Origin of the sequence: Lactiplantibacillus songbeiensis, from assembly GCF_005405125.1 — a bacterium.
GTDB lineage: Bacteria > Bacillota > Bacilli > Lactobacillales > Lactobacillaceae > Lactiplantibacillus > Lactiplantibacillus songbeiensis.
Window position 1 is genome coordinate 1 of the sequence record NZ_BJDL01000012.1, and the last position, 19,410, is coordinate 19,410.

At 44.9% G+C, this 19,410-nt stretch carries 15 protein-coding genes; 3 read left to right on the forward strand and 12 right to left on the reverse strand.

Annotated features, from left to right (window positions below; all coding sequences use genetic code 11):
* Nucleotides 1-519: 519 nt before the first annotated feature.
* The gene (locus FFM77_RS05025; protein WP_137634665.1) at nucleotides 520-1,608 is read right to left on the reverse strand and encodes a glucosaminidase domain-containing protein; all 1,089 of its coding nucleotides are present in this window, start codon (nucleotides 1,606-1,608) and stop codon (nucleotides 520-522) included.
* A gap of 298 nt (nucleotides 1,609-1,906) precedes the next feature.
* Here FFM77_RS05025 and FFM77_RS05030 point away from each other — a divergent pair, with 298 nt between their 5' ends.
* A complete protein-coding gene (locus FFM77_RS05030; protein ID WP_137634666.1) occupies nucleotides 1,907-2,926 on the forward strand; it encodes an aldose epimerase family protein in 1,020 nt (339 codons plus the stop codon).
* Between the two features lie 104 nt (nucleotides 2,927-3,030).
* Here the strand turns inward: FFM77_RS05030 and FFM77_RS05035 are convergent, their stop codons facing one another.
* From FFM77_RS05035 to cdaA, 6 genes are all read right to left on the reverse strand, one after another.
* A complete protein-coding gene (locus FFM77_RS05035) occupies nucleotides 3,031-3,384 on the reverse strand; it encodes a bacteriocin immunity family protein (protein WP_137634667.1) in 354 nt (117 codons plus the stop codon).
* Between the two features lie 28 nt (nucleotides 3,385-3,412).
* Nucleotides 3,413-4,225 (reverse strand): Cof-type HAD-IIB family hydrolase, encoded by an 813-nt coding sequence (locus tag FFM77_RS05040; RefSeq protein WP_137634668.1) that lies wholly within the window; start codon nucleotides 4,223-4,225, stop codon nucleotides 3,413-3,415.
* Nucleotides 4,226-4,963: 738 nt separating this feature from the next.
* Nucleotides 4,964-6,781, reverse strand: a complete 1,818-nt coding sequence (gene glmS, locus FFM77_RS05045) for a glutamine--fructose-6-phosphate transaminase (isomerizing) (protein WP_137634669.1) — start codon at nucleotides 6,779-6,781, stop codon at nucleotides 4,964-4,966.
* Nucleotides 6,782-7,392: 611 nt separating this feature from the next.
* Nucleotides 7,393-8,751, reverse strand: a complete 1,359-nt coding sequence (glmM, locus tag FFM77_RS05050) for a phosphoglucosamine mutase (protein WP_137634670.1) — start codon at nucleotides 8,749-8,751, stop codon at nucleotides 7,393-7,395.
* A 26-nt stretch (nucleotides 8,752-8,777) separates the two neighbouring features.
* Nucleotides 8,778-9,752 (reverse strand): CdaR family protein, encoded by a 975-nt coding sequence (locus tag FFM77_RS05055; protein ID WP_137634671.1) that lies wholly within the window; start codon nucleotides 9,750-9,752, stop codon nucleotides 8,778-8,780.
* Complete coding sequence (gene cdaA, locus FFM77_RS05060) at nucleotides 9,749-10,591, reverse strand: diadenylate cyclase CdaA (protein WP_137634672.1); 843 nt, start codon at nucleotides 10,589-10,591, stop codon at nucleotides 9,749-9,751. The genes FFM77_RS05055 and cdaA overlap by 4 nt, the downstream gene beginning before the upstream one ends.
* Before the next feature lie 412 nt (nucleotides 10,592-11,003).
* Here cdaA and FFM77_RS05065 point away from each other — a divergent pair, with 412 nt between their 5' ends.
* The gene (locus tag FFM77_RS05065) at nucleotides 11,004-11,663 is read left to right on the forward strand and encodes a DUF1361 domain-containing protein (RefSeq protein WP_137634673.1); all 660 of its coding nucleotides are present in this window, start codon (nucleotides 11,004-11,006) and stop codon (nucleotides 11,661-11,663) included.
* Between the two features lie 276 nt (nucleotides 11,664-11,939).
* Here FFM77_RS05065 and FFM77_RS05070 read toward each other — a convergent pair whose 3' ends face one another.
* From FFM77_RS05070 to FFM77_RS05090, 5 genes are all read right to left on the reverse strand, one after another.
* A complete protein-coding gene (locus tag FFM77_RS05070; RefSeq protein WP_137634674.1) occupies nucleotides 11,940-12,914 on the reverse strand; it encodes an S-layer protein in 975 nt (324 codons plus the stop codon).
* A gap of 300 nt (nucleotides 12,915-13,214) precedes the next feature.
* On the reverse strand, nucleotides 13,215-13,721 hold the full coding sequence (locus tag FFM77_RS05075; protein WP_137634675.1) for a MarR family winged helix-turn-helix transcriptional regulator: 507 nt from the start codon (nucleotides 13,719-13,721) through the stop codon (nucleotides 13,215-13,217).
* Nucleotides 13,722-13,862: 141 nt separating this feature from the next.
* Nucleotides 13,863-15,995 (reverse strand): cation:proton antiporter, encoded by a 2,133-nt coding sequence (locus FFM77_RS05080; protein WP_137634676.1) that lies wholly within the window; start codon nucleotides 15,993-15,995, stop codon nucleotides 13,863-13,865.
* Nucleotides 15,996-16,028: 33 nt separating this feature from the next.
* A complete protein-coding gene (gene murB, locus FFM77_RS05085; RefSeq protein WP_137634677.1) occupies nucleotides 16,029-16,928 on the reverse strand; it encodes a UDP-N-acetylmuramate dehydrogenase in 900 nt (299 codons plus the stop codon).
* Nucleotides 16,929-17,210: 282 nt separating this feature from the next.
* Nucleotides 17,211-18,113 carry a Gfo/Idh/MocA family protein gene (locus FFM77_RS05090; RefSeq protein WP_137634678.1) on the reverse strand — a complete coding sequence of 301 codons (903 nt, stop codon included), beginning with the start codon at nucleotides 18,111-18,113 and terminating at the stop codon, nucleotides 17,211-17,213.
* 494 nt (nucleotides 18,114-18,607) lie between these two features.
* Between FFM77_RS05090 and FFM77_RS05095 the strand changes: the two genes are divergently transcribed.
* A complete protein-coding gene (locus tag FFM77_RS05095) occupies nucleotides 18,608-19,363 on the forward strand; it encodes an exodeoxyribonuclease III (protein WP_137634679.1) in 756 nt (251 codons plus the stop codon).
* Nucleotides 19,364-19,410 lie beyond the last annotated feature (47 nt).

The following is a 19,410-nucleotide window of genomic DNA, read 5'->3' on the forward strand; positions in this document are numbered from 1 at the left end:
TGAACGACTTATCACCAGTAGTGTTCGAACAACAAACTGTTAAATTATAAGTTCCAACTTTTGGGGTACGCCTCAAGCCCGGTCTTCAAAACTGGTCTTGGTCTAAGTCCGAGTAGACCACTCGCACTAAGGCCAACGACACGGCTGAGCATTTTAGGAACCAACCTCTCGGCTAAATAACTGAACTGAAAGTAATCAATCGTTAATTTTTCGATTACCGTCAGTTAACGTCGGGCGGGCCAGAATTGGCTCAGTGGTATCGTTTATCTTGGTCGGTGATTTTCCGGCCTTAGATAAAGCCCGGCTTTTGAGACCGCTTTTGGGCTCAGAAACGCGGCCACCACGTTCCAGCTGATTCTGGACCAACCAGAGTGGCAATTTAAACCAACTAGCACCAAGCGTAATTATTGAAACGTAATACCTGTTACAAACTGCAACTAACACCGAGGGACATTAGTGACCGCTAAAAAAACTCGTAACTGACAATAAAAGCCTGGCTTTTACACCAGACTTACTTGTTTACTCTTCAGTTTCAGTGGTCTCACTAGTAGTCGTCGCAGTGCTTGATGCTTCTGCTTGACTACTGCTTGTTGAACTACTGTCCGTTTTACCTGTTGATTTCGTACTGCGCTCATCGTTGCTAGATTGACTGCTTGTCGCTGATTGACTCGTGGCAACGGCATTGGTCGTACTACTACTACTACTGTCCGTTGTCTTCGTCTGGGTCTTCACCGCTGGCTTGAATAACTTGTTGTGCGCCGCAATAACATTGGCTTTAAGTGGACTCGTGTGCATCACCGCACCCTTTGTCATCCAGCCTTTCTTCGTACCAGCTTTAACCCGATACCAAGTCTTGGTACCAGACGTCTTCGTTCCCTTCATATCAATCGCCACGATTTGGTCAGCATACGTCTTACTCGAGCGCGAGGTAATTCCGCTGCGTGTGTTCACAATATGTGAATAAATCTTATGGTTCGACGACTTCATAATTGTGTAGGCCTTGTAAGGCGTATAAGTTGCTGCAACATATTTCTTATCGAAACGTTTATGCAGATTCCAAGTGGCAATAATCCGGTCCAACTGTTGACCATACGCTGAATTCGTGGAATAGCGTGACGATAAAGCGGCGGTCGCTTTTTGATACGTCTTCGCATTGGCGCGCCACGTACCAGCATAATAATTAGCATCCCAAGCCGTTCCATGGCGTAAGGTCTTGGCATTATCAGTCATTGACGCTTTAATGGAAGGATACTTCCGGAACTTAGCATTGGTGTAATATAACGTCCCATTCGACGAATATTCCGCCGTACGCATCGAAACGGACTTCCCTTTATAACTGCCTTTAATTCCATAATAATTTTTAGCGGTCTTAGATAAAGTACTCTTGCCCCAGCCACTCTCAACGATAGCTTGCGCGACCATTACGGACCCGTATAGTTTGTACTTTTGAGAAACTTTCAACGCGTTTGGGCCTAGTTTATTAATAAAACTAGTCTGCGTTGAAGCAGCGACCCGCGGCGTTCCTATCCAGCCAACTAGGGTCACCAAAATGATTAATCCCAAAAGGAACTGTTTAGCGATTTTATTTTTTGAGACTTGCTTAACCATAAATTGCCAACTCCAATATGTATTTTTGAACTCAGTTCGTATTATGCCGGAACTGGCCGGGAGTTTCAAGTGTTTAAACCTTGATAAATCAACGTTTGTAACCTGACACCCGTGTTAACTAGCGCCTGATACCCTAAGTTTGCAATTAGGTTACAGTTCTGTGACAATTGCCATTTAGCAGGTATGTTAAAAAATACACAATCTATCTATGTAATCGTTCGCATTCTGGTGAGATTTGAAATATACTGGAAGTGGACGGCTGACCGTTCAAGGCATATTTTTGGAGTGGTGAATTGTTATGAAAATTATCGAGCATCAAGCAAATGGGATTAATTATTATACCCTGGTCAATAATTATCATATGAGTGTGACGATTATGGACTGGGGCGCAACTGTCACCGCGATTCGCACCCATGACAAAGACGGCCAATACGCCAATGTGGTCTTAGGCTTTGATAAGGGTGAGGATTACATCAACTATCGTTCCTTTTTCGGCGCCAGCATCGTCCGCGTGGCGGGCATCATTAAAAATGCCAAATGGCGTAATTATGAATTAACACAAAATTTTGGTGAGCATCATTTAAACGGCGGCAACATGCCGCAGATTGCATTTGAACCCTGGTTTCTTGAACGTAAGCTTCAGACCAAAGACCAGGTTGGCCTCGTCATGCAGTATATTACGTTAGATGGTGAAAATGGCTACCCCGGGACGATGACTATCACCGCCGATTTTGTTTTGGATAACCACGGTAAATTTACGATCAGTTATACCGGTAAGAGTGATAAAACCACCCTCTTCAATCCGGCTAACCATAGTTATTTCAACCTGAGTGGTAATGCGGAACGCCTGATTGATCATCAAGTCTTAAAAATTAACGCCGATGAATATTCAAGCTTGAACAAGCACAATCTCCCCACTGGCAAGCTGCCATGGGTAACCGACTCACCGTTTGATTTTCGTGATCGAACCGAGATTGGCCCGCAGATTGCTAAGATCAAGGGTGGGCTGCGACATGGGTTCGTGTTAAACCACACTCCCCACCCACAAGTTGAACTATTAGATCGCGTCAGCGGCCGTAAAATGACCATGCGTACGAATGCTAAAGCAATTGTGGTCTCTAGCGCCACCAATTATCGTGATGACCGCTACAAGCTCAACGGTGGTCAGCCGATGCGCTCACAACTTGGGATTTCTTTACAGGCGCAAACGTTACCTGACGCCATTCATCACAAGGAATTTGGTAATATCATCATTAAGCCGAATGTCCCTGTGACTTATCAGACGGCCTATCAATTTTCTAATATTTATGACGTTTAACAACATTAAAACTATCAACACAAAAAAGTGAAACTACTGAGAATTCCGCTTGGAAAATTCAGTAGTCTCACTTTTTTATATTTTTTAATAATCCCCTAAATAACCTAACACCCACCAATACCACCAAACATGATCGGCGAAAATATAATGCCAGCCGCGATATTACGTTTGCGCATTTCGTCCGCGTCAATCTTGCCAGCTTTCACATCGGCTTGCAATTCGCGATAGATGGCCATCACCGGTTCTGGTACCCGATGATTATGAATGTAATACGTTGAAATATCATGAGTTAGATTGGTAATGACATCCAAATACGGTTTGTCATTATTTAAATCCGTCGCATTAGTCAATAACAGCTTTTGCATCTCAGTGTCATGGTCAGCCTGAGCAGCCGTGTAAGCAGCACTCAACTGATCCGTTAATGTCGTGACTAATGCTTCAGTCGTTGCTTGATCCATTTTTATATCCCCCCAAAAAACGTCGTGATTACCTTAAAAGTTGACTTTGAATCGTTTTCAAGACCCCATCGTGTTCATTATCCCACGCCGTTACATGGGCCGCAACTGCTTGGACGCTGGCATCAGCATTGACCATCGCATAGCTATGCGCCGCAAAGCGCAACAATGGCACATCATTATCGCCATCACCAAATGCCATGACTTCTGTTGGTGCCACTTGCCAACGTTGCATTAGCCACTGCACGGCAGGTAACTTACCAACACCGGCATTAACCACATCGACCACCCCATAGCCACTATCATGGGCTTTTAAACGGCCATCAAAGCGCGTATTCAACTCAGTCACTAATTGTGCCGCTTGTTCCGGTTGGGTTGAGACACTGATTTTCTTGATCTGGTCATCAACCTGAGCTAAGTCCGAAACTTGTTGCAAGTTATCATAGAACTTCTTCGCCGCATCAATCAACGCTTGGGGAGCGCCGACTTCCGTATATGATCCCTTGGCACCGACTAAGATCAAATAGGCCCCGTCAAAGACGGATTGATGGCGATCAACCGTTACAAACTGTTTAAGTTGGGCTGCTGACAAACTACCATCAAACAATTGCTGATCTTGGCTAAAAATCGAAGCCCCATTTTCAGCAACCATCACTAAGTTATCGGCGGTCATACCAGCAAATAATTGCTTCAAATGATCATACTGATTGCCTGATGACAAGACCAACTTAATATCACGCGCGGCCAACGCCGTCAACGTTTGTTGTAATAAGTCACGATTATAACTCTGGTCACCGTGTAATAGCGTGCCATTCAAGTCCGTTGCGATTAATTTAATTGCCATTTTTGGGAAACTCCTTTAATTTCTAATACGATGTTTGCGCTTATTGGATGCGTCTTTCCAATATAGTTGGTCTGGATCGACGCTGGAACGTGATGACCACTTTTGCGAGCCCAAAATCGTCTCACAAGCCGGGCTTTTACTAGGTCGATAAAATTTACTCGCCCAAGTAAAATTTCACCACTGAGCGTCATCCAGGCTACCCTCCTAAATAACCGACTTGTGGTTGATTACAGACAATCATAACTCACTAGCCAGTCATTTCATTGTGTCTAGACTAATTTTTACAATATGATAACTCCTGATTTGAACATGTTCATAATTAATCACTCAACTAGAATAGATACTCAAAACAGGTTCTCTTCAACGTTAGCCCGTCTAACTAACGCCGGGCGGACCAGAATTGGCTCAGTAGTGTCGTTTAACTTAGCCGAAACGTGTTCCCTCCAACTGCTTCCTGAGCTTGCTACGCCATGACAACCACTCGGAAAATCACCGAGTCATTGTCATAGCTAGGCAATGCTCAGAAAGCAGCCCGTTGGCTCTCACACTCTTGGCTCAAAAACGCGGCCACCACGTTCCAGCCAATTCTGGTCCAACCAAAGTGGCAACTTCAACCAACTTAAAAATAATGCCATAACTATTATTATGCACCAAAAAAGGAACCACCGCTATTGACGATGATTCCTTCTAACGACCTGACGCCGTGCCCACACTTGCGTAATCAGGTCTTATTTCAATTTATTCGACCGTCACACTCTTAGCTAAGTTCCGTGGCTTATCAACATCCAAGCCCTTATTCAAGCTGGTGTAGTAAGCTAATAATTGACCAGGAACAACACTCAAAAGTGCCGTCATCCGTTCATCAACAGTTGGTAAGATGATCGTATCGTCTGGCTTAGCCAAAGCATCCGTCACGATAGTAATCGTCTTGGCGCCCCGCGCTTCAACTTCTTGCAAGTTAGAACGGGTCAACCCAGCTGTATTTTGTTGGGTGATAATCCCAATAACTGGTGTATCTTTTTCAATTAAAGCAATCGTCCCATGCTTCAATTCCCCCGAAGCGAACCCTTCAGCCTGAACATATGAGATTTCTTTAAGCTTCAACGCTGTTTCCAACGAAACCGCGTAATCTAAGCCCCGGCCAATGTAGAAAGCATTCGGCGTCTTCAATAAGTCTGCCTTAGCTAACTTATCGAAAGTGGCTTTTTCATCGACTAATGCTTGCATCCCATTAGCAACCAACGCCAATTGTTGTTTAACATCAAAGTCTTTAGCGGCTGGTTGATCGTCAGCTTCGCCTAATGCTTTCGCTAAAATAGCTTGTAACGCGATTTGGGCGGTATAAGCTTTCGTTGAGGCGACCGCAATTTCAGGACCCGCATGCAATAACAGCGTGTAAGTCGCTTCACGAGACAACGTCGAGTTTGGCACGTTGGTAATCGTTAAGCTTGGGAAGTTTTGTTCGTTGACATTCAATAAAACTTCTCGACTATCAGCCGTTTCACCGGATTGAGTTAGGAAGATGAAGAATGGCTTCTTAGATAATAATGGTTGGTTATAAGCAAATTCAGATGACACGTGCACTTCAGTTGGCACATTAGCTAAGGATTCAAATAACCGAGCGCCAACTAAACCAGCATGGTAACTTGTCCCAGCTGCCACGATATATAACCGATCAGCTGCCTTTAAAGCATCTAGCAATTCGGCATTAATTACTGGTTGGCCGTCATCGTTCAAGTAAACTTGTGACAACTTCCGCATGACGTTTGGTTGTTCATCAATTTCCTTCAACATATAGAATGGGTAAGTCCCTTTGTCGGCTTGGGCAGCATCGATATCAACATGGAACGTGTCGCGTTCAACCGCATTACCTTGTTGATCGGTGATTTTGATTTCGTCGGGTTTAACGACCACGATTTCGCCATCATGCAATTCCAAGTAATCTTTAGTTTGATCAAGCATCGCTAAACTATCAGAACAAACGACATTAAAGCCATCGCCAACCCCAATCAATAAGGGACTCTTGTTTTTAGCCACGTATAAGGTATCTGGGGCTTCTTTGTCCATTAATAAGAACCCATATGACGAATGACCTAATAAGCTTAAGGTCTTCCGGAAAGCGGCTAAGGTATCTAAACCTTCCTTAGTCACAAAGCGGTCAACGAGTTGCACGATGACTTCAGTATCAGTTTGTGACGTAAATTCAACATCACTTAAATAATCATTTTTTAAATCTTGGAAGTTTTCAATGACACCATTGTGAACCAAGTAGAAACGGCCATCCGCTGAAACTTGTGGATGCGCATTAGCAACACTTGGTTCGCCATGAGTTGCCCAACGCGTATGGCCAATCCCAGTTGAACCTTGAACGTTAGCGCCGACTTCTTTACGTAAGTCGTCGATCCGGCCTTTTTCTTTAACCAAATAATCTTGGCCATTTTGGTCATTAACATAAATACCCGCTGAATCATAGCCACGGTATTCCAATTTTTCCAAACCATTCAATAAAATCGATACAGCACTATCTTTACCAGTTACACCAACAATTCCACACATAAGTTATAATCTTCCTTTACTGTTTTGAATTGTTTCTAGCTGCGTGATGGCTATCTCTGTCACTAATCTTACGACTAGTTTTTGTAAGCCACCTGTAGAGTGCAGTCCCTGATGTCACCCGTCGATTGTCGATAAACATCATCCTCGTCAACTTTAGAATCTAAAGTCCTGGCGCTATTCCGCTTTAACCAATTATGAATCGGTCTAGATTAACCTCCGATTGGTATATTTCCTAGAAACATTATTACTTTAACGTTGTAAGCGTGAAATGTCAACTGTATTCGTCATTGGTATGCGTCCAATTATTGATGTATACCAATTTAAAAAGCACGCCAATCATAGGATTGACGTGCTTTTTTAGGTTTTATCATTTCATTTGGACTAAATTGGTTTGTTCGGCGAGTCCCTAATCAGCTAGGAATTGATAGTAGTTGTTAAGGTTTGGTTAAATGCGGTTGCGTGTTTTACTTGCCGAAACGTGTTCAGCCCAACTGCACCCTCCGCTTGCTACGCCAAGCCAACAACTCGGAAAACCACCGAAACGTGCTCATTCGGGCTGAGGATTCCGCTGGCTAGGCAATGCTCACCCTCAAACCGCCCTCATTCACACTCTAAGCTGTAACCCCAACTTCATCCTTAACCACAGCCACGATCCGATCAACATAAGCGCTAACCAATTCATCAGTCTTAGCTTCGGCCATAACCCGGAGTAGGTCTTGCGTCCCTGAAGGGCGAACCAAAACCCGACCGTCGCCAGCCATTTCCGTTTCAACTTCAGCAATCACGGCTTTAATCTTATCGTTGTTTAAAGCAGCCTTCTTGTCTTGAACTTTAACGTTAACTAACTTTTGTGGATAAGTAGTGACTTCGCCAGCTAATTCAGACAACTTCTTGCCAGTTTCTTTCATGACATGGAGCAATTGAATCCCAGTTAACATCCCGTCACCAGTCGTATTAAAGTCTAAGAAGACCACGTGACCAGATTGTTCACCACCGAGATTGAAACCGTCTTTCAACATTTCCTCAACCACGTACCGGTCACCAACTTGAGTTTGTTCACTGTGTAAGCCGGCCGTCTCTAAAGCTTTGTACAAGCCTAAGTTACTCATAACCGTTGTAACAACCGTGTCTTGTTTGAGCTTGCCGCGTTCGCTTAAGAACTTCCCACAGATATACATGATCTTGTCACCGTCGATGATGTTGCCTAATTCATCAACCGCGATACACCGGTCACCGTCACCATCAAAGGCCAACCCAACTTGGGCACCCTTTTCAACGACGAATTTTGATAAGGCTTCAGGATGGGTTGAACCGACCCCTTTGTTGATGTTCAAGCCATCTGGTGAAGTCGCCATCGTTTCAAAGTCCACGTTTAAATCAGCAAAGATCCGTGACACTAAGTTACTAGTCGAGCCATTCGCCCCATCGACCGCCAAATGAATCCCACTTAAATCATCGGGAATCGTTTGTTCCAAGAATTGAGAATACTTTAAGTTACCTTCTGGGAAGTCTGCAACCGTCCCCAAACCTTCAGCGGCTGGCCGTGGTAAGTCGTCGGTTGGTTGTTCGAGTAAAGCTTCAATTTCTTCTTCTTTGGCATCAGACAACTTAAAGCCGTCGCCACCGAAGAATTTAATCCCATTATCTTCAACGGGGTTATGTGACGCTGAGATCATAACCCCAGCATCAGCATCTTGAATCCGCACTAAATAAGCAACCCCAGGCGTGGTGATGACGCCTAAGCGTAGGACTTCAATTCCAGCTGAAAGTAACCCGGCAATTAAAGCTTCTTCCAACATTTGCCCAGAGATCCGGGTATCACGAGCGACTAAGACCCGTGGTTGCGCATCTTTATCTTCAGCATGTTCCGTTAAGACATAGCCACCGGCCCGGCCTAACTTAAATGCTAATTCAGGGGTTAAACCAGAGTTAGCAATCCCACGGACACCATCAGTACCAAAATATTTCATCGTTTCTTTACCTCATTTCAAAATTTTCAATCATTTTTAACCGTTATTTTAACTTTAATTGAAGACGGACTAACCGAAGCGACCCCATCTTCATCGCTGGATGATAGATCCACCGTTTTGGTCGTCGACTTAGTCACATCCGTCACATCAACATCCACAGCCAGCTTATCTAACTTCGCTAACGCCGCTTTCGTTCCCGTAACCGTCACTTGTTTCGTATCAGTCGCAAACGAATAACTCGTATCAGCTTCCGTCTTACCACTCGCCTTTAAGTCGACGGCGACTTTTTTCGTATCCGTCGCTTGCTTAATGGGAATATACACGGAAGTCGTCGACGGTGTCAAGACCACGTTCAAGGTTTGACCATTAGCATCTAGTGCTTCAATCATCGCTTGCTGGTTCACTGACTTCGTTAAGTTTTTCTCGGTGTTCACCACGGCAACCACTTTAGCCACTTTGCTGACTTCATTGACTGCCCCAGTTACTTTAACCGAAGACGTCCCTAACCGTGGCGTCCCGACTTCGTAGCTGGATTCAACGTTACTCTTGTTGAAGTCCGCGCTAACTTTGTAGTTGGCCGTCCGTCGTGGCTGAATGTTGACTTGAATATATTTTTGACTCAATGAATAGCTTAATTCTTTGTTTAAGCCATCAACTTGAATCTTCACGCTATGCCGCCCGACCGATAGTCCGGACAGATTCGCATACACTTTAAAGTTTTGCGTATTCGCAGTCGTCGTGACTAAGGCCGCGGGACCCGCAATCTTGACTTTGATATTTTCAGGATAACCGGTCACAAAGTACTTGGTACTATTCACATTTAATTCCAGGGGCGCACTGATACTAACACTCCGATTGGAAGTTGCAGTCGTTGATGAACTATTCGTCAACAAGCTGCTCGTGTGATTAGCTTTACTAGAATTCACGTAAGCAAATAAGACCAGCGCACATAAAAGGGCCAGCAGTCGCATCGACCAGGCACTATTCATAAACTTTTTCATTTACGCGGCCCCCCTCCAAAGATTCGAGCAAACCAACTTTGAATGGCATTTTGTTGGGTCGCATCTTCAGGTGTTAAGAGCACTTGGCGGAAATAACGCAAGTAATTCTCCCGCGTCATGCCCCGCATCAACTCGTTATCCTTCGTAATTGACACTTCGCCGGTTTCTTCCGAAATCACAATTGTCAACGCATCGGTCACTTCACTAATTCCAACAGCCGCACGATGCCGGGTTCCCAATTCTTTGGGAATCAAATTGCTTTCAGATAATGGTAAATAAGCCGCAGCCACCTTGATTTGATTATCTTGAATAATAACCGCACCATCATGCAACGGCGTATTCGGAATGAAAATGTTAATTAACAATTCCCCCGTAATATCAGCATCCAGCGCGATTCCAGTCTCGATATAATCTTCTAGACCAGTATCCATCTTGATGGACATCAGCGCCCCAATCCGGCGTTTTGCCATATATTGGATGGCTTTATCCAACTCTTTAATCATCCGCTCTTCGTCTTCATTTTGCCGCTTACCACGCACAAACATCGACCCGCGGCCTAAATGTTCTAAGCCCCGACGAATTTCAGGCTGGAAAATGATAACCATTGCAATGACAGCCCAGTTAATCACTTGGTCCATGATCCAAGAAACTGTATCTAGACCAATGACCACACTGAGGAACTTAACAATGGCAATCACAATGATGCCACGGAATAGCTGGACTGCTTTGGTTCCTCGCAGTAAGACGATTAGTTCGTAAATAACGAACCAGACGACCAGAATGTCAAGGAGCCGCACCAAATTGGCAATGGTGAGCCAGTCGCTCCAATTGAAGTTCATACTCCCCCTCCTTACGAAAATGTTTTACTTTCACATTATAGCACGGGCACCCCCTAGCGTTGCGTCAATTCATGAGATGACTGAAAAAACTCGGGTGAGATGCCGATTGGTTCTAATTTGGATTAAAATGGCCACTCTGGTTGAGCCGATTCTGGCCCGCCCGTCGTTAATCAACGCCATCGATATGCTTAGTCAGAGATCAACCAGCCAAGTCAAAAAAATAGCTGATTAACCTAACATAGTTGATAACTTGTTCTTTTAAAACCATACCAATAATCGCGACTTATTGGCAAATTTGACGCTTTTATTTCATCTTAGTCCAAAAGAACTTGAATAAATATTAAGGATACTGTTATTTAATATAGATTAGCTTATATTTCTGGTAAACTAATAGTGAAAGTGTGGTGATCAAATGACTCGTCTTCAGCGCTGGCTGATTCGTCTGATTTATTGGACATTTATCGGTTTCGCAGCGCTTTCGATCCACGGTGCGTTTTCATTTTTATTGTTAAATACGACGCTGGCTTACATTCCGATCGAACTCAGCTTTTGGCTGACTGATCGACGTTCAAGCTTCATGTTTTGGGTGTTGGCAATCATTTGGTTGCTCTTCTATCCGAACGCGCCGTATCTGATGACGGACCTCTTCCATTTAAGTTTATTGAATCCGTATGCGGTAAATGGCTTACTCAAATTCGACCTAGCCATGTGGCGTGACTTTGCGTACTTAGTTGGACCAACGATGGTTTCAGTAATCGTTGGGACCTTCAGTGTGGATCAGCTTGCCAGTGAATGCCAACGACGCTTACACCTCACAAAGTTGCCGGGTGGCCGGGCACTGATCAGCACGCTACTATTTCTATTTGCTGCGATTGGTGTCTATGTCGGGCGGTTCTTGCGTCTACATTCAATCTACTTGCTGATTACACCGCAATACATTATTAAACAATTAATCGATATGTGGTCCTTAAAAATGCTCGCCTTTGTTTTCATTATCTGGGGCTTGCAACTACTGATTTATGTCGTTTGGCGCTTTACCCTAGCTGCCGCTAAAACCACTGTCTCTAAATAAAAAGACTTTGACTGACCGATTTTCGGTCGTCAAAGTCTTTTTATCTTTTTAGATTAAAATTGCCACTCTGGTTGGGTTAGAATCGGCTGGAACGTGGTGGCCACGTTTGTGAGCCATAGTACGGTCTCGCAAGCCGGGCTTTTACTAAATCGGAAAATCACCGATTAAGTAAAACGACACCACTGAGCCAATTCTGACCCGCCCGTCGTTAATGAACAGGTCATTATCACTGATTAATTCATTTTAACCAATCAAACTGTCCCTAAGCAATCATCCTTATTTAATGGCCTTAACGGTAACATCAAATGGTTGCCCATACTTGGCACCGGTTGTGTCAGCAAATTCAGTTGGTAATTGATAACCGCTGGGCAAATGGTTGGCAATAAACATCCCAAGACTTTCATGCACGGTGTCGGTTCCAGCGACTGGCTGACCAGCTTTAGGCTGCCAATCAGTCGTTGTAAAGGTTTGCGTCTGACCGACTACTTGACCGTTGGCGTGATAAACGACGTCAACACTGTTATCCTTTGATGGAATACCTTCCGTTAAGTCAACCTTCAGCCCACCAAACGTTGATTCTGTCCCTTGATAGCCTTGGCCAGCATAGACCCAGCCTTCGACCGGCCCAGCTTCGGTTGCACCTGCCACGTGATAGTACAAACTACCCTCGCGCGTTTTAATTTCTGCACCAAAAACTTCGAATAATGTATCAGCCGTGACTGCCTTGGTATCCACCTTAGTTGCCTTATATTGGGTATATTTTGGATCGACCCATAGCGTATTCTTATGCATATTCGCTAATTGATAATGGATAATTTTACTTGGTAAAGCGACCTTCTTAGTTGTCTTAACCCGCTTAATCCCACCAGCAAATACATCAGTATCACGACCACCATAGACATAGCCACGATAACGGCCATCCATACTGACCACTTTATAATAAACGGACCCCCGATTCGTTTGGGCAACCCGATAAGCCCGGAAATAATCCGTTGACTTCTTAGATGTCGCTAATTGCTGCATCTGGTCTTTGCTCGCAATAAGCTTAGCGCCTGCGACCGTTCCCGGCTTACTATAAAGGGCATTAGTCCCAGTCGCCGTCATGTTCCGATTATAGCCTGCTGTTTCTAATGTCACATTACTAACAATCGTTGCTTGCCCCGCAGCTTTGACTGGCTGACTTTCCGCAGCGACACCCAGACTCGTTACGGCAATCCCTAAAGCTAATGCCGTTTTAATTGATTGATTCATTTTGTCATTTCCTCCAAACACACTTTTATCTAGACTGACTTCAGTATAACAGGGAACGTTTGGATAGCGCTTTAAATTCAGGTTAAGAAACGAACCGGTACTAAATGCGTCTCACTATTTTGACCATCAAAAAATGAGCTTGAGGCTTTGAACGCCTCAAACTCATTGGTTTTTATTTTTAATTAGCCGAAACGTGTTCAACAAAGCTGGGGACTCCGCTTGCTACGCTAGGTCAACCACTCGGAAAATCACCGAGTCATTGACCTAGCTAGGCAATGCTCGACCCCAACCCGCTTTGCTTCACACTCTTGGATCGCTGTACCCAGCATGGGCACTCCGCTTATCATGCAAGCCGCTAAACCCGCTAAAGCCCATCGTGGTCGCTTTCTTTTCCGCGTCAGTAATATAACGTAGCGTATCATTTGCCCGCTTCTCGCCGTACACTTGTAACCATTGATGGAACCGTTTGTTAGAGGCATCGCTAATGGCTTGTTCTACTTTTAGACCAGTTGGGGTCAATGACAGATACTTGATCCGACGATCCTTAGTGTTAGTCGTCTGATCAATATACTTCAAATCCAGCAATACGTTGATCTGCCGTGCAATTGCACTTCTTGAGACCCGTTGTTCGTTGGCAATTTTAACCAGCGTTAACGGTTCCTCACTCGTCGCAATCATCTGCATCACAATGTAAGCTTCAAACGTAATCTTGTATGGCCGGGTCGGCACGGATACAAAATCACCGATGTACTTCAAAATGTGCATATAAGTTTCAACGAATTGATCATGGATTTCTGTTTCTGTCATTGTTTATCCCCCCGCATGGTTTAAAAACCAAAATAATCCCGTTTAGAACTCCAATTTAATTGCCAGTTCTAATTGTTCACTATCAATACTATTCTAACCTAATTATAACCGAGAACTATTACATTGCAATAAGTAAATTAATTATTCCTCATCACTTTCGCCATCATTGATCATAATTAAATTTTCAGAATAATTGATGAATTGACGCAAACGTGCCGCCGTTCGTAAGCTAATTTGCCCACTTTCAACTAAGTGCTGCACACCAGCTCGCTCAGCCCCTAAGCTCTTAATTCGTAGGGTCTGTACTTGCCGTTCATAGTCATCACGTGACACACTGTGCCCCGGCTTGGCACTTTCAATTCGATTCCGGTAATGCACAATCAAATGATACAACGCTTGCTGATCAAACTGTTGTTCATCGACATTGGCTTGCTTCAAATACTGTGACAATGCCTTGATAGCGGCTTTAGAAGCGACTCGTTGAATGGCTAATTGTTCGGCGCGCAAGCGATCGCTGTCACCAGGCGCTAGCCACATCCGCAAGCCTTGCATCCCGCGACTAAACATCAATCGTAGTGAACGCAAGGTCGGCAGTCCGGGCTTATGCGCCGCTTGTGACAACCGCTGCTCCCGCCGATCAATCCGCCGCAAGTAAGCTTGGATACTCAGCTTCGACACGTCATGGTCAGCTAACATGGCCTTAACGGCTTGACGCTCACCAGCTAAAGCCACAAGCCGCAACTGCATCTCATCGGTTAACATCGGTTGCAGTTCATCTTCCGTTTGCGAAGCGACTTCCAATCGCCGAATCTGAAATTGCTGATCTAAGATCAAGTCATATGCCGCTCGTTGATTGGCTGGTCGCCGATGTTCTTCAATATTTTGCACGGCTAACCGCAGCACATAGATGCGGGCTTGCTTATACGTAATCTTTTGCGGGGCCTCATCATCAACGAACTCGTCATCGGCTGGTCCACCAGCAATGACTGCATCGTCTTCATCTAAGCTAGAACCTCGAGTCACAAATGGTAAGGACTTCGCTGCCATAAACGGCAAGATACCAGCCGCCGCAATCAGACTCACAACAATCACGCCCGCTGCAATAAAGAGGACTAACGCGCGTTCTGGGAAAGCATCACCCGTCGCAATGACGGTTGGAATCGTAAAGACCCCGGCCATCGTAATCGCGCCACGAACCCCTGACAACCCAGATAAAGCGGCCGTCCGCAGACTGGGCTTGGACTTCGTCTTATCTCGCAACCGCATCATCAACATGTAGCCGTACGTCCAAGCGACTCGAATCAGGAGTAAAATCCCCCATACAATCAAGACATCAAATAATGCATGTAAAGTATTAGTATGACTGCCTTCGATCGTGGCTTTCGTCGCGACCGGCAGTTCAATGCCTAAGATCAAAAAGATAATGCCGTTCAATAAGTAGACAATGATATTCCAGACTTTTTCCGTGACTAATCGTAATTCCGGCGCATCTTCAATTTCATGAGAATTTTGAATATGTCCTAAAACCCCAGCAGCCACCACCGCGACGACCCCGGAAGCATGGAACCATTCTTCAGCAATAAAGTAAATCGCAAATGGCGTCATGATCTGCAGGACAACGTTAAAGACCATGTCATTAATACCTTCTCGCCGCAAAACGTCACGAATGAGCTGAATAATCGTCATCAATGCCAGGCCGACTGCTAAGCCAACTAGACTAATATAAAAGAAATCGCCGACTGCCCGTCCTAAGACAAACGTCCCAGTCACGGCAGCTGCCAACGCGTACTTGAACCCAATCAAGCCACTGGCATCGTTGATCAGGCTTTCACCACTGACCAGATGTAAAATTTCTTTTGGTAAGTTGACCCCTTCTGAAATCGACTGCACCGCCACGGGGTCCGTCGGTGAAAGGATCGCTGCCAGCGCAATGCTGACGGCTAATGGAATCGTTGGAATGAGGACATGAATCAAAAAGCCCCCTAGAATGGTGGTGATAAACACGAGCACGATTGCATTCGCAAAAATCGCCCCGCGCAGTTCCCATAGTTCTTGCTTAGGAAACTGTCTGCCATCGTTGTACAGCATCGGCGCAATGAAGGCTAGCATAAACCAGTCCGTTTGCAGTTCAACCCGTACATTTAATAATAAAGCCACTCCTAGACCCAGCCCGACTTGAATCAAACTGACCGGGATTGCGACTAGATAGTGGCTTAACACATTCGACAGCAGCACCAGACATGCCAATAAAATAACTAATTCAATCAGTGGCATCTAAGTGTTGCATCTCCTTCTTGTTCTATTTAGTTAGGCGTCTTCCCCGATAATCCGCACTTCGGTCTCAAGGTGAACCCCAAATTTTTCAAACACAACGGCTTGAATATGATGAATCATATCCATATAATCAGTCGCCGTTGCATGGTCGACATTAATGATAAATCCAGCATGCTTTTTGGAGACTTCTGCGCCGCCCATTCGGGTGCCTTGTAGGCCAGCATCATGGATTAGTTTACCAGTAAAGTACCCAGTTGGTCGCTTAAAAACACTCCCACAAGATGGCCACTCTAACGGCTGTTTGGAAGCTCGCAGACGATTTAATTCATCCATCCGAGCTTGGATCTTCGTTTGATCACCCGGCTTCAAGTTAAACGTCGCTGAAACGACCGTGTCTTCATAATCTTGAATGGTACTGTGCCGATAGCCAAAATCTAACGCTTCATTAGAAAGCGTCTTAAGTTGTCCATCGCGCGTTAAGACCGTGACTTCCTCCACAACTTCACTAATCTCACCGCCATACGCACCGGCATTCATAAAGACCGCCCCGCCAACACTACCGGGAATGCCAGCCGCAAATTCGACACCGCTTAAACTAGCTCGGCAAGCCGCTTTGGTCGCATCAATCATCGCCGCCCCAGCTTCCGCCACGACCCGTGTCTCGCTAGTGTGGATTTGATTCATTTTAGTCAAAATAATGGTTAAACCGCGAATCCCGCCATCTTTAACAATCAGATTGCTGGCATTGCCAATCACCGTTAATGGCATGTCACGGTCATTAGCAAAATCAATCAGACTTTTAGTTTCGCTGATTGACTTGGGAAAGGCAACGTAATCGGCCGGACCTCCAGTTTTCGTATTTGTATAATGACTAAGCGATTCGTCTTTTTTTATTTCAATGGCTGGAAACGTGGCCAACACATCTTGGGTCATAAGTGAGGTTCCTTTCGTCTTTCAAATTGGTCAATTGTTAATCAACCGTTAAAACTCGCTAATCTTTATTATAAAGCTAGCTGCATGATTAATCACAAAGTAAGCGTTTTACTACTCGAAATTTTATCTATTCATGAGTTAATTTAACAATAAGCACGTGATATTAGGCTTACTTTTCATTACTAAATCAGTATACTACAACGTTATCATTTGTGAATAATCTTTCAATCCAACTAATCCTGATCAAAACTGACCACAACTATTGCTTAATCATAGCACGTTTTAATCGCTTAATAAATGACGGCACACCGCATGACTGGTAATCGCACTGGTCGGATCAACCGGATTAGGGCCATGCGTGGCAACGGCCGTTAAGAACGCGCGAATCAATGGTGCAAAGCCACGTTTCTCTAGTGTTGGCGTCCAATCTGGGAAGGCCGTTGTTTGTGTTTGGGCTGTTTTAAAATGCGTCAACGTACTCAGGTTCGTCACCATCGCACGTTGGGCCGTCGCTTGAACCGTCGTTTGTTCCAAGTTAACCCCGCCATACATATTCGTCACGACCTGCAACTGCTCATGCGCCGTTTGCGCTGAGAAGTAGCCTTGTTCCAAACGACCATCTTCAGTCGCTACGATCCGGCCATCCGTACTCATTAACGGTTCATCTAATAAAAATAACCCGGTATCGACCGTATGGATCATCAAATCAAAGACCGCATCTTCCACCAGTTGGCCCCCCGTTTCACGGACTTTTTCAGCAAAAATCAAGCGTTTATCCGGCAAAGCCTTTAACTGCTGATTATATGGGGCAAACCGGCGATTGAAACCACAAGTTAACAACAAATGCCGAGCCGCTGCTAAGTCGTACAAGCTTTGGACCGCCGACAAATCTGTCGCCACTGGTTTATCCACATAGACATTAATATCATGCAGCAATAATTGTTTAATGATGGCCGCATGGGTCGCTGTCGGCGTGTGCACAAATACGGCGGTCGGCTTAGCGGCAATCAACTCATCCAAGTTAGCATGCGTGTGGGTAAAGCCGTATTCGGCCGCTAATTTAGCCCGCTTTTCCGGATTACGGGTCGTTAAGTGAAATTCATATTGATCCTGCATCGCTGCCATCACTGGCAAGTATGCTTTTTGCGCAATATTGCCTAATCCTAAAACCCCAATTTTTAACATAGTTTCCTCCATCTATTTAACCGCCGAATGCGGTACAATTAATTTATTAGCATGATCGTCAAACCTAGTTGGATTGTCCACTGCCACTCTGGTTGGGCCAGAATCGGCTGGAACGTGGTGGCCGCGTTTGTAAGCCAAAATTTGGTCTTACAAGCCGGGCTTTGACTAGGACCGGGCAAAACACCCGCTCCAAGTCAAACGACACCACTGAGCCAATTCTGACCCGCCCGACGTTAGTTAGTCGGTAGTTATAAATTAACAGTTCAAGTCATCAATTTAGCCGAGAGGTTGGGTCCTAAAATGCTCAGCCGTGTCGTTGGCCTTAGTGCAGGTGGTTTTCCTGGACTTAGACCAAGGCCAGCTTTAAAGACCGATTTTGGGCTTTAAAATGGCCCACGGCGTTCCAGCGTTTTAGGACCCAACCGGCAGACGGCAAGTTCAACCAGCAGTTAACGTTTTAAAACTAACTTATGTTCGAAAGGATGGTCCACTGTATGAAATTTATTTCTTGGAACGTCAATGGCTTGCGAGCCGCTGTGAAGCATGGCTTCTTAGATAGCTTTAACCAATTTGATACCGACTTTATCGGGATTCAAGAAACCAAGCTGCAAGCTGGGCAAATCGATCTTGACCTCCCCGGCTACTATCAATATTGGAATTATGCCGAACGTAAAGGCTATTCCGGCACCGCAATTTTCACCAAGCATAAACCCAATGCCGTTACTTATGGCATTGGCGTCCCTGAATTGGATACGGAAGGCCGGGTCATTACACTGGAATATGACAATTTTTACTTTATCACCTGCTACACCCCAAATTCCGGTGGTGAATTGAAACGGCTCGATTATCGTCAGACTTGGGAAGATGCCTTTTTAGCCTACATTAACGGCTTAGACGCCAATAAACCGGTTATTTTCTGTGGTGATCTGAACGTTGCCCATGAAAATATCGACTTAAAGAATTGGCGCAGTAATCATCATAGTGCCGGTTTTACCGATGAAGAACGGGCCAAGTTCAATACGCTGCTCAGTAATGGCTATACTGATACGTTCCGTCACTTCTATCCTGATCAGACTGAAATCTATTCTTGGTGGAGTTACCGTGCTCAAGCGCGCGCCAATAATTCCGGTTGGCGGATTGATTACTTTATTACGTCGAATCGATTAGTCGACCGGTTAATCAATGCCCGTATCTTAACGACAATCATGGGATCAGACCACTGTCCAGTTGAACTCGATATTCGCCTTTAAGGCCAACCAAATTACTTTACAACTGATCCGATTGCCCTTAAAATGAC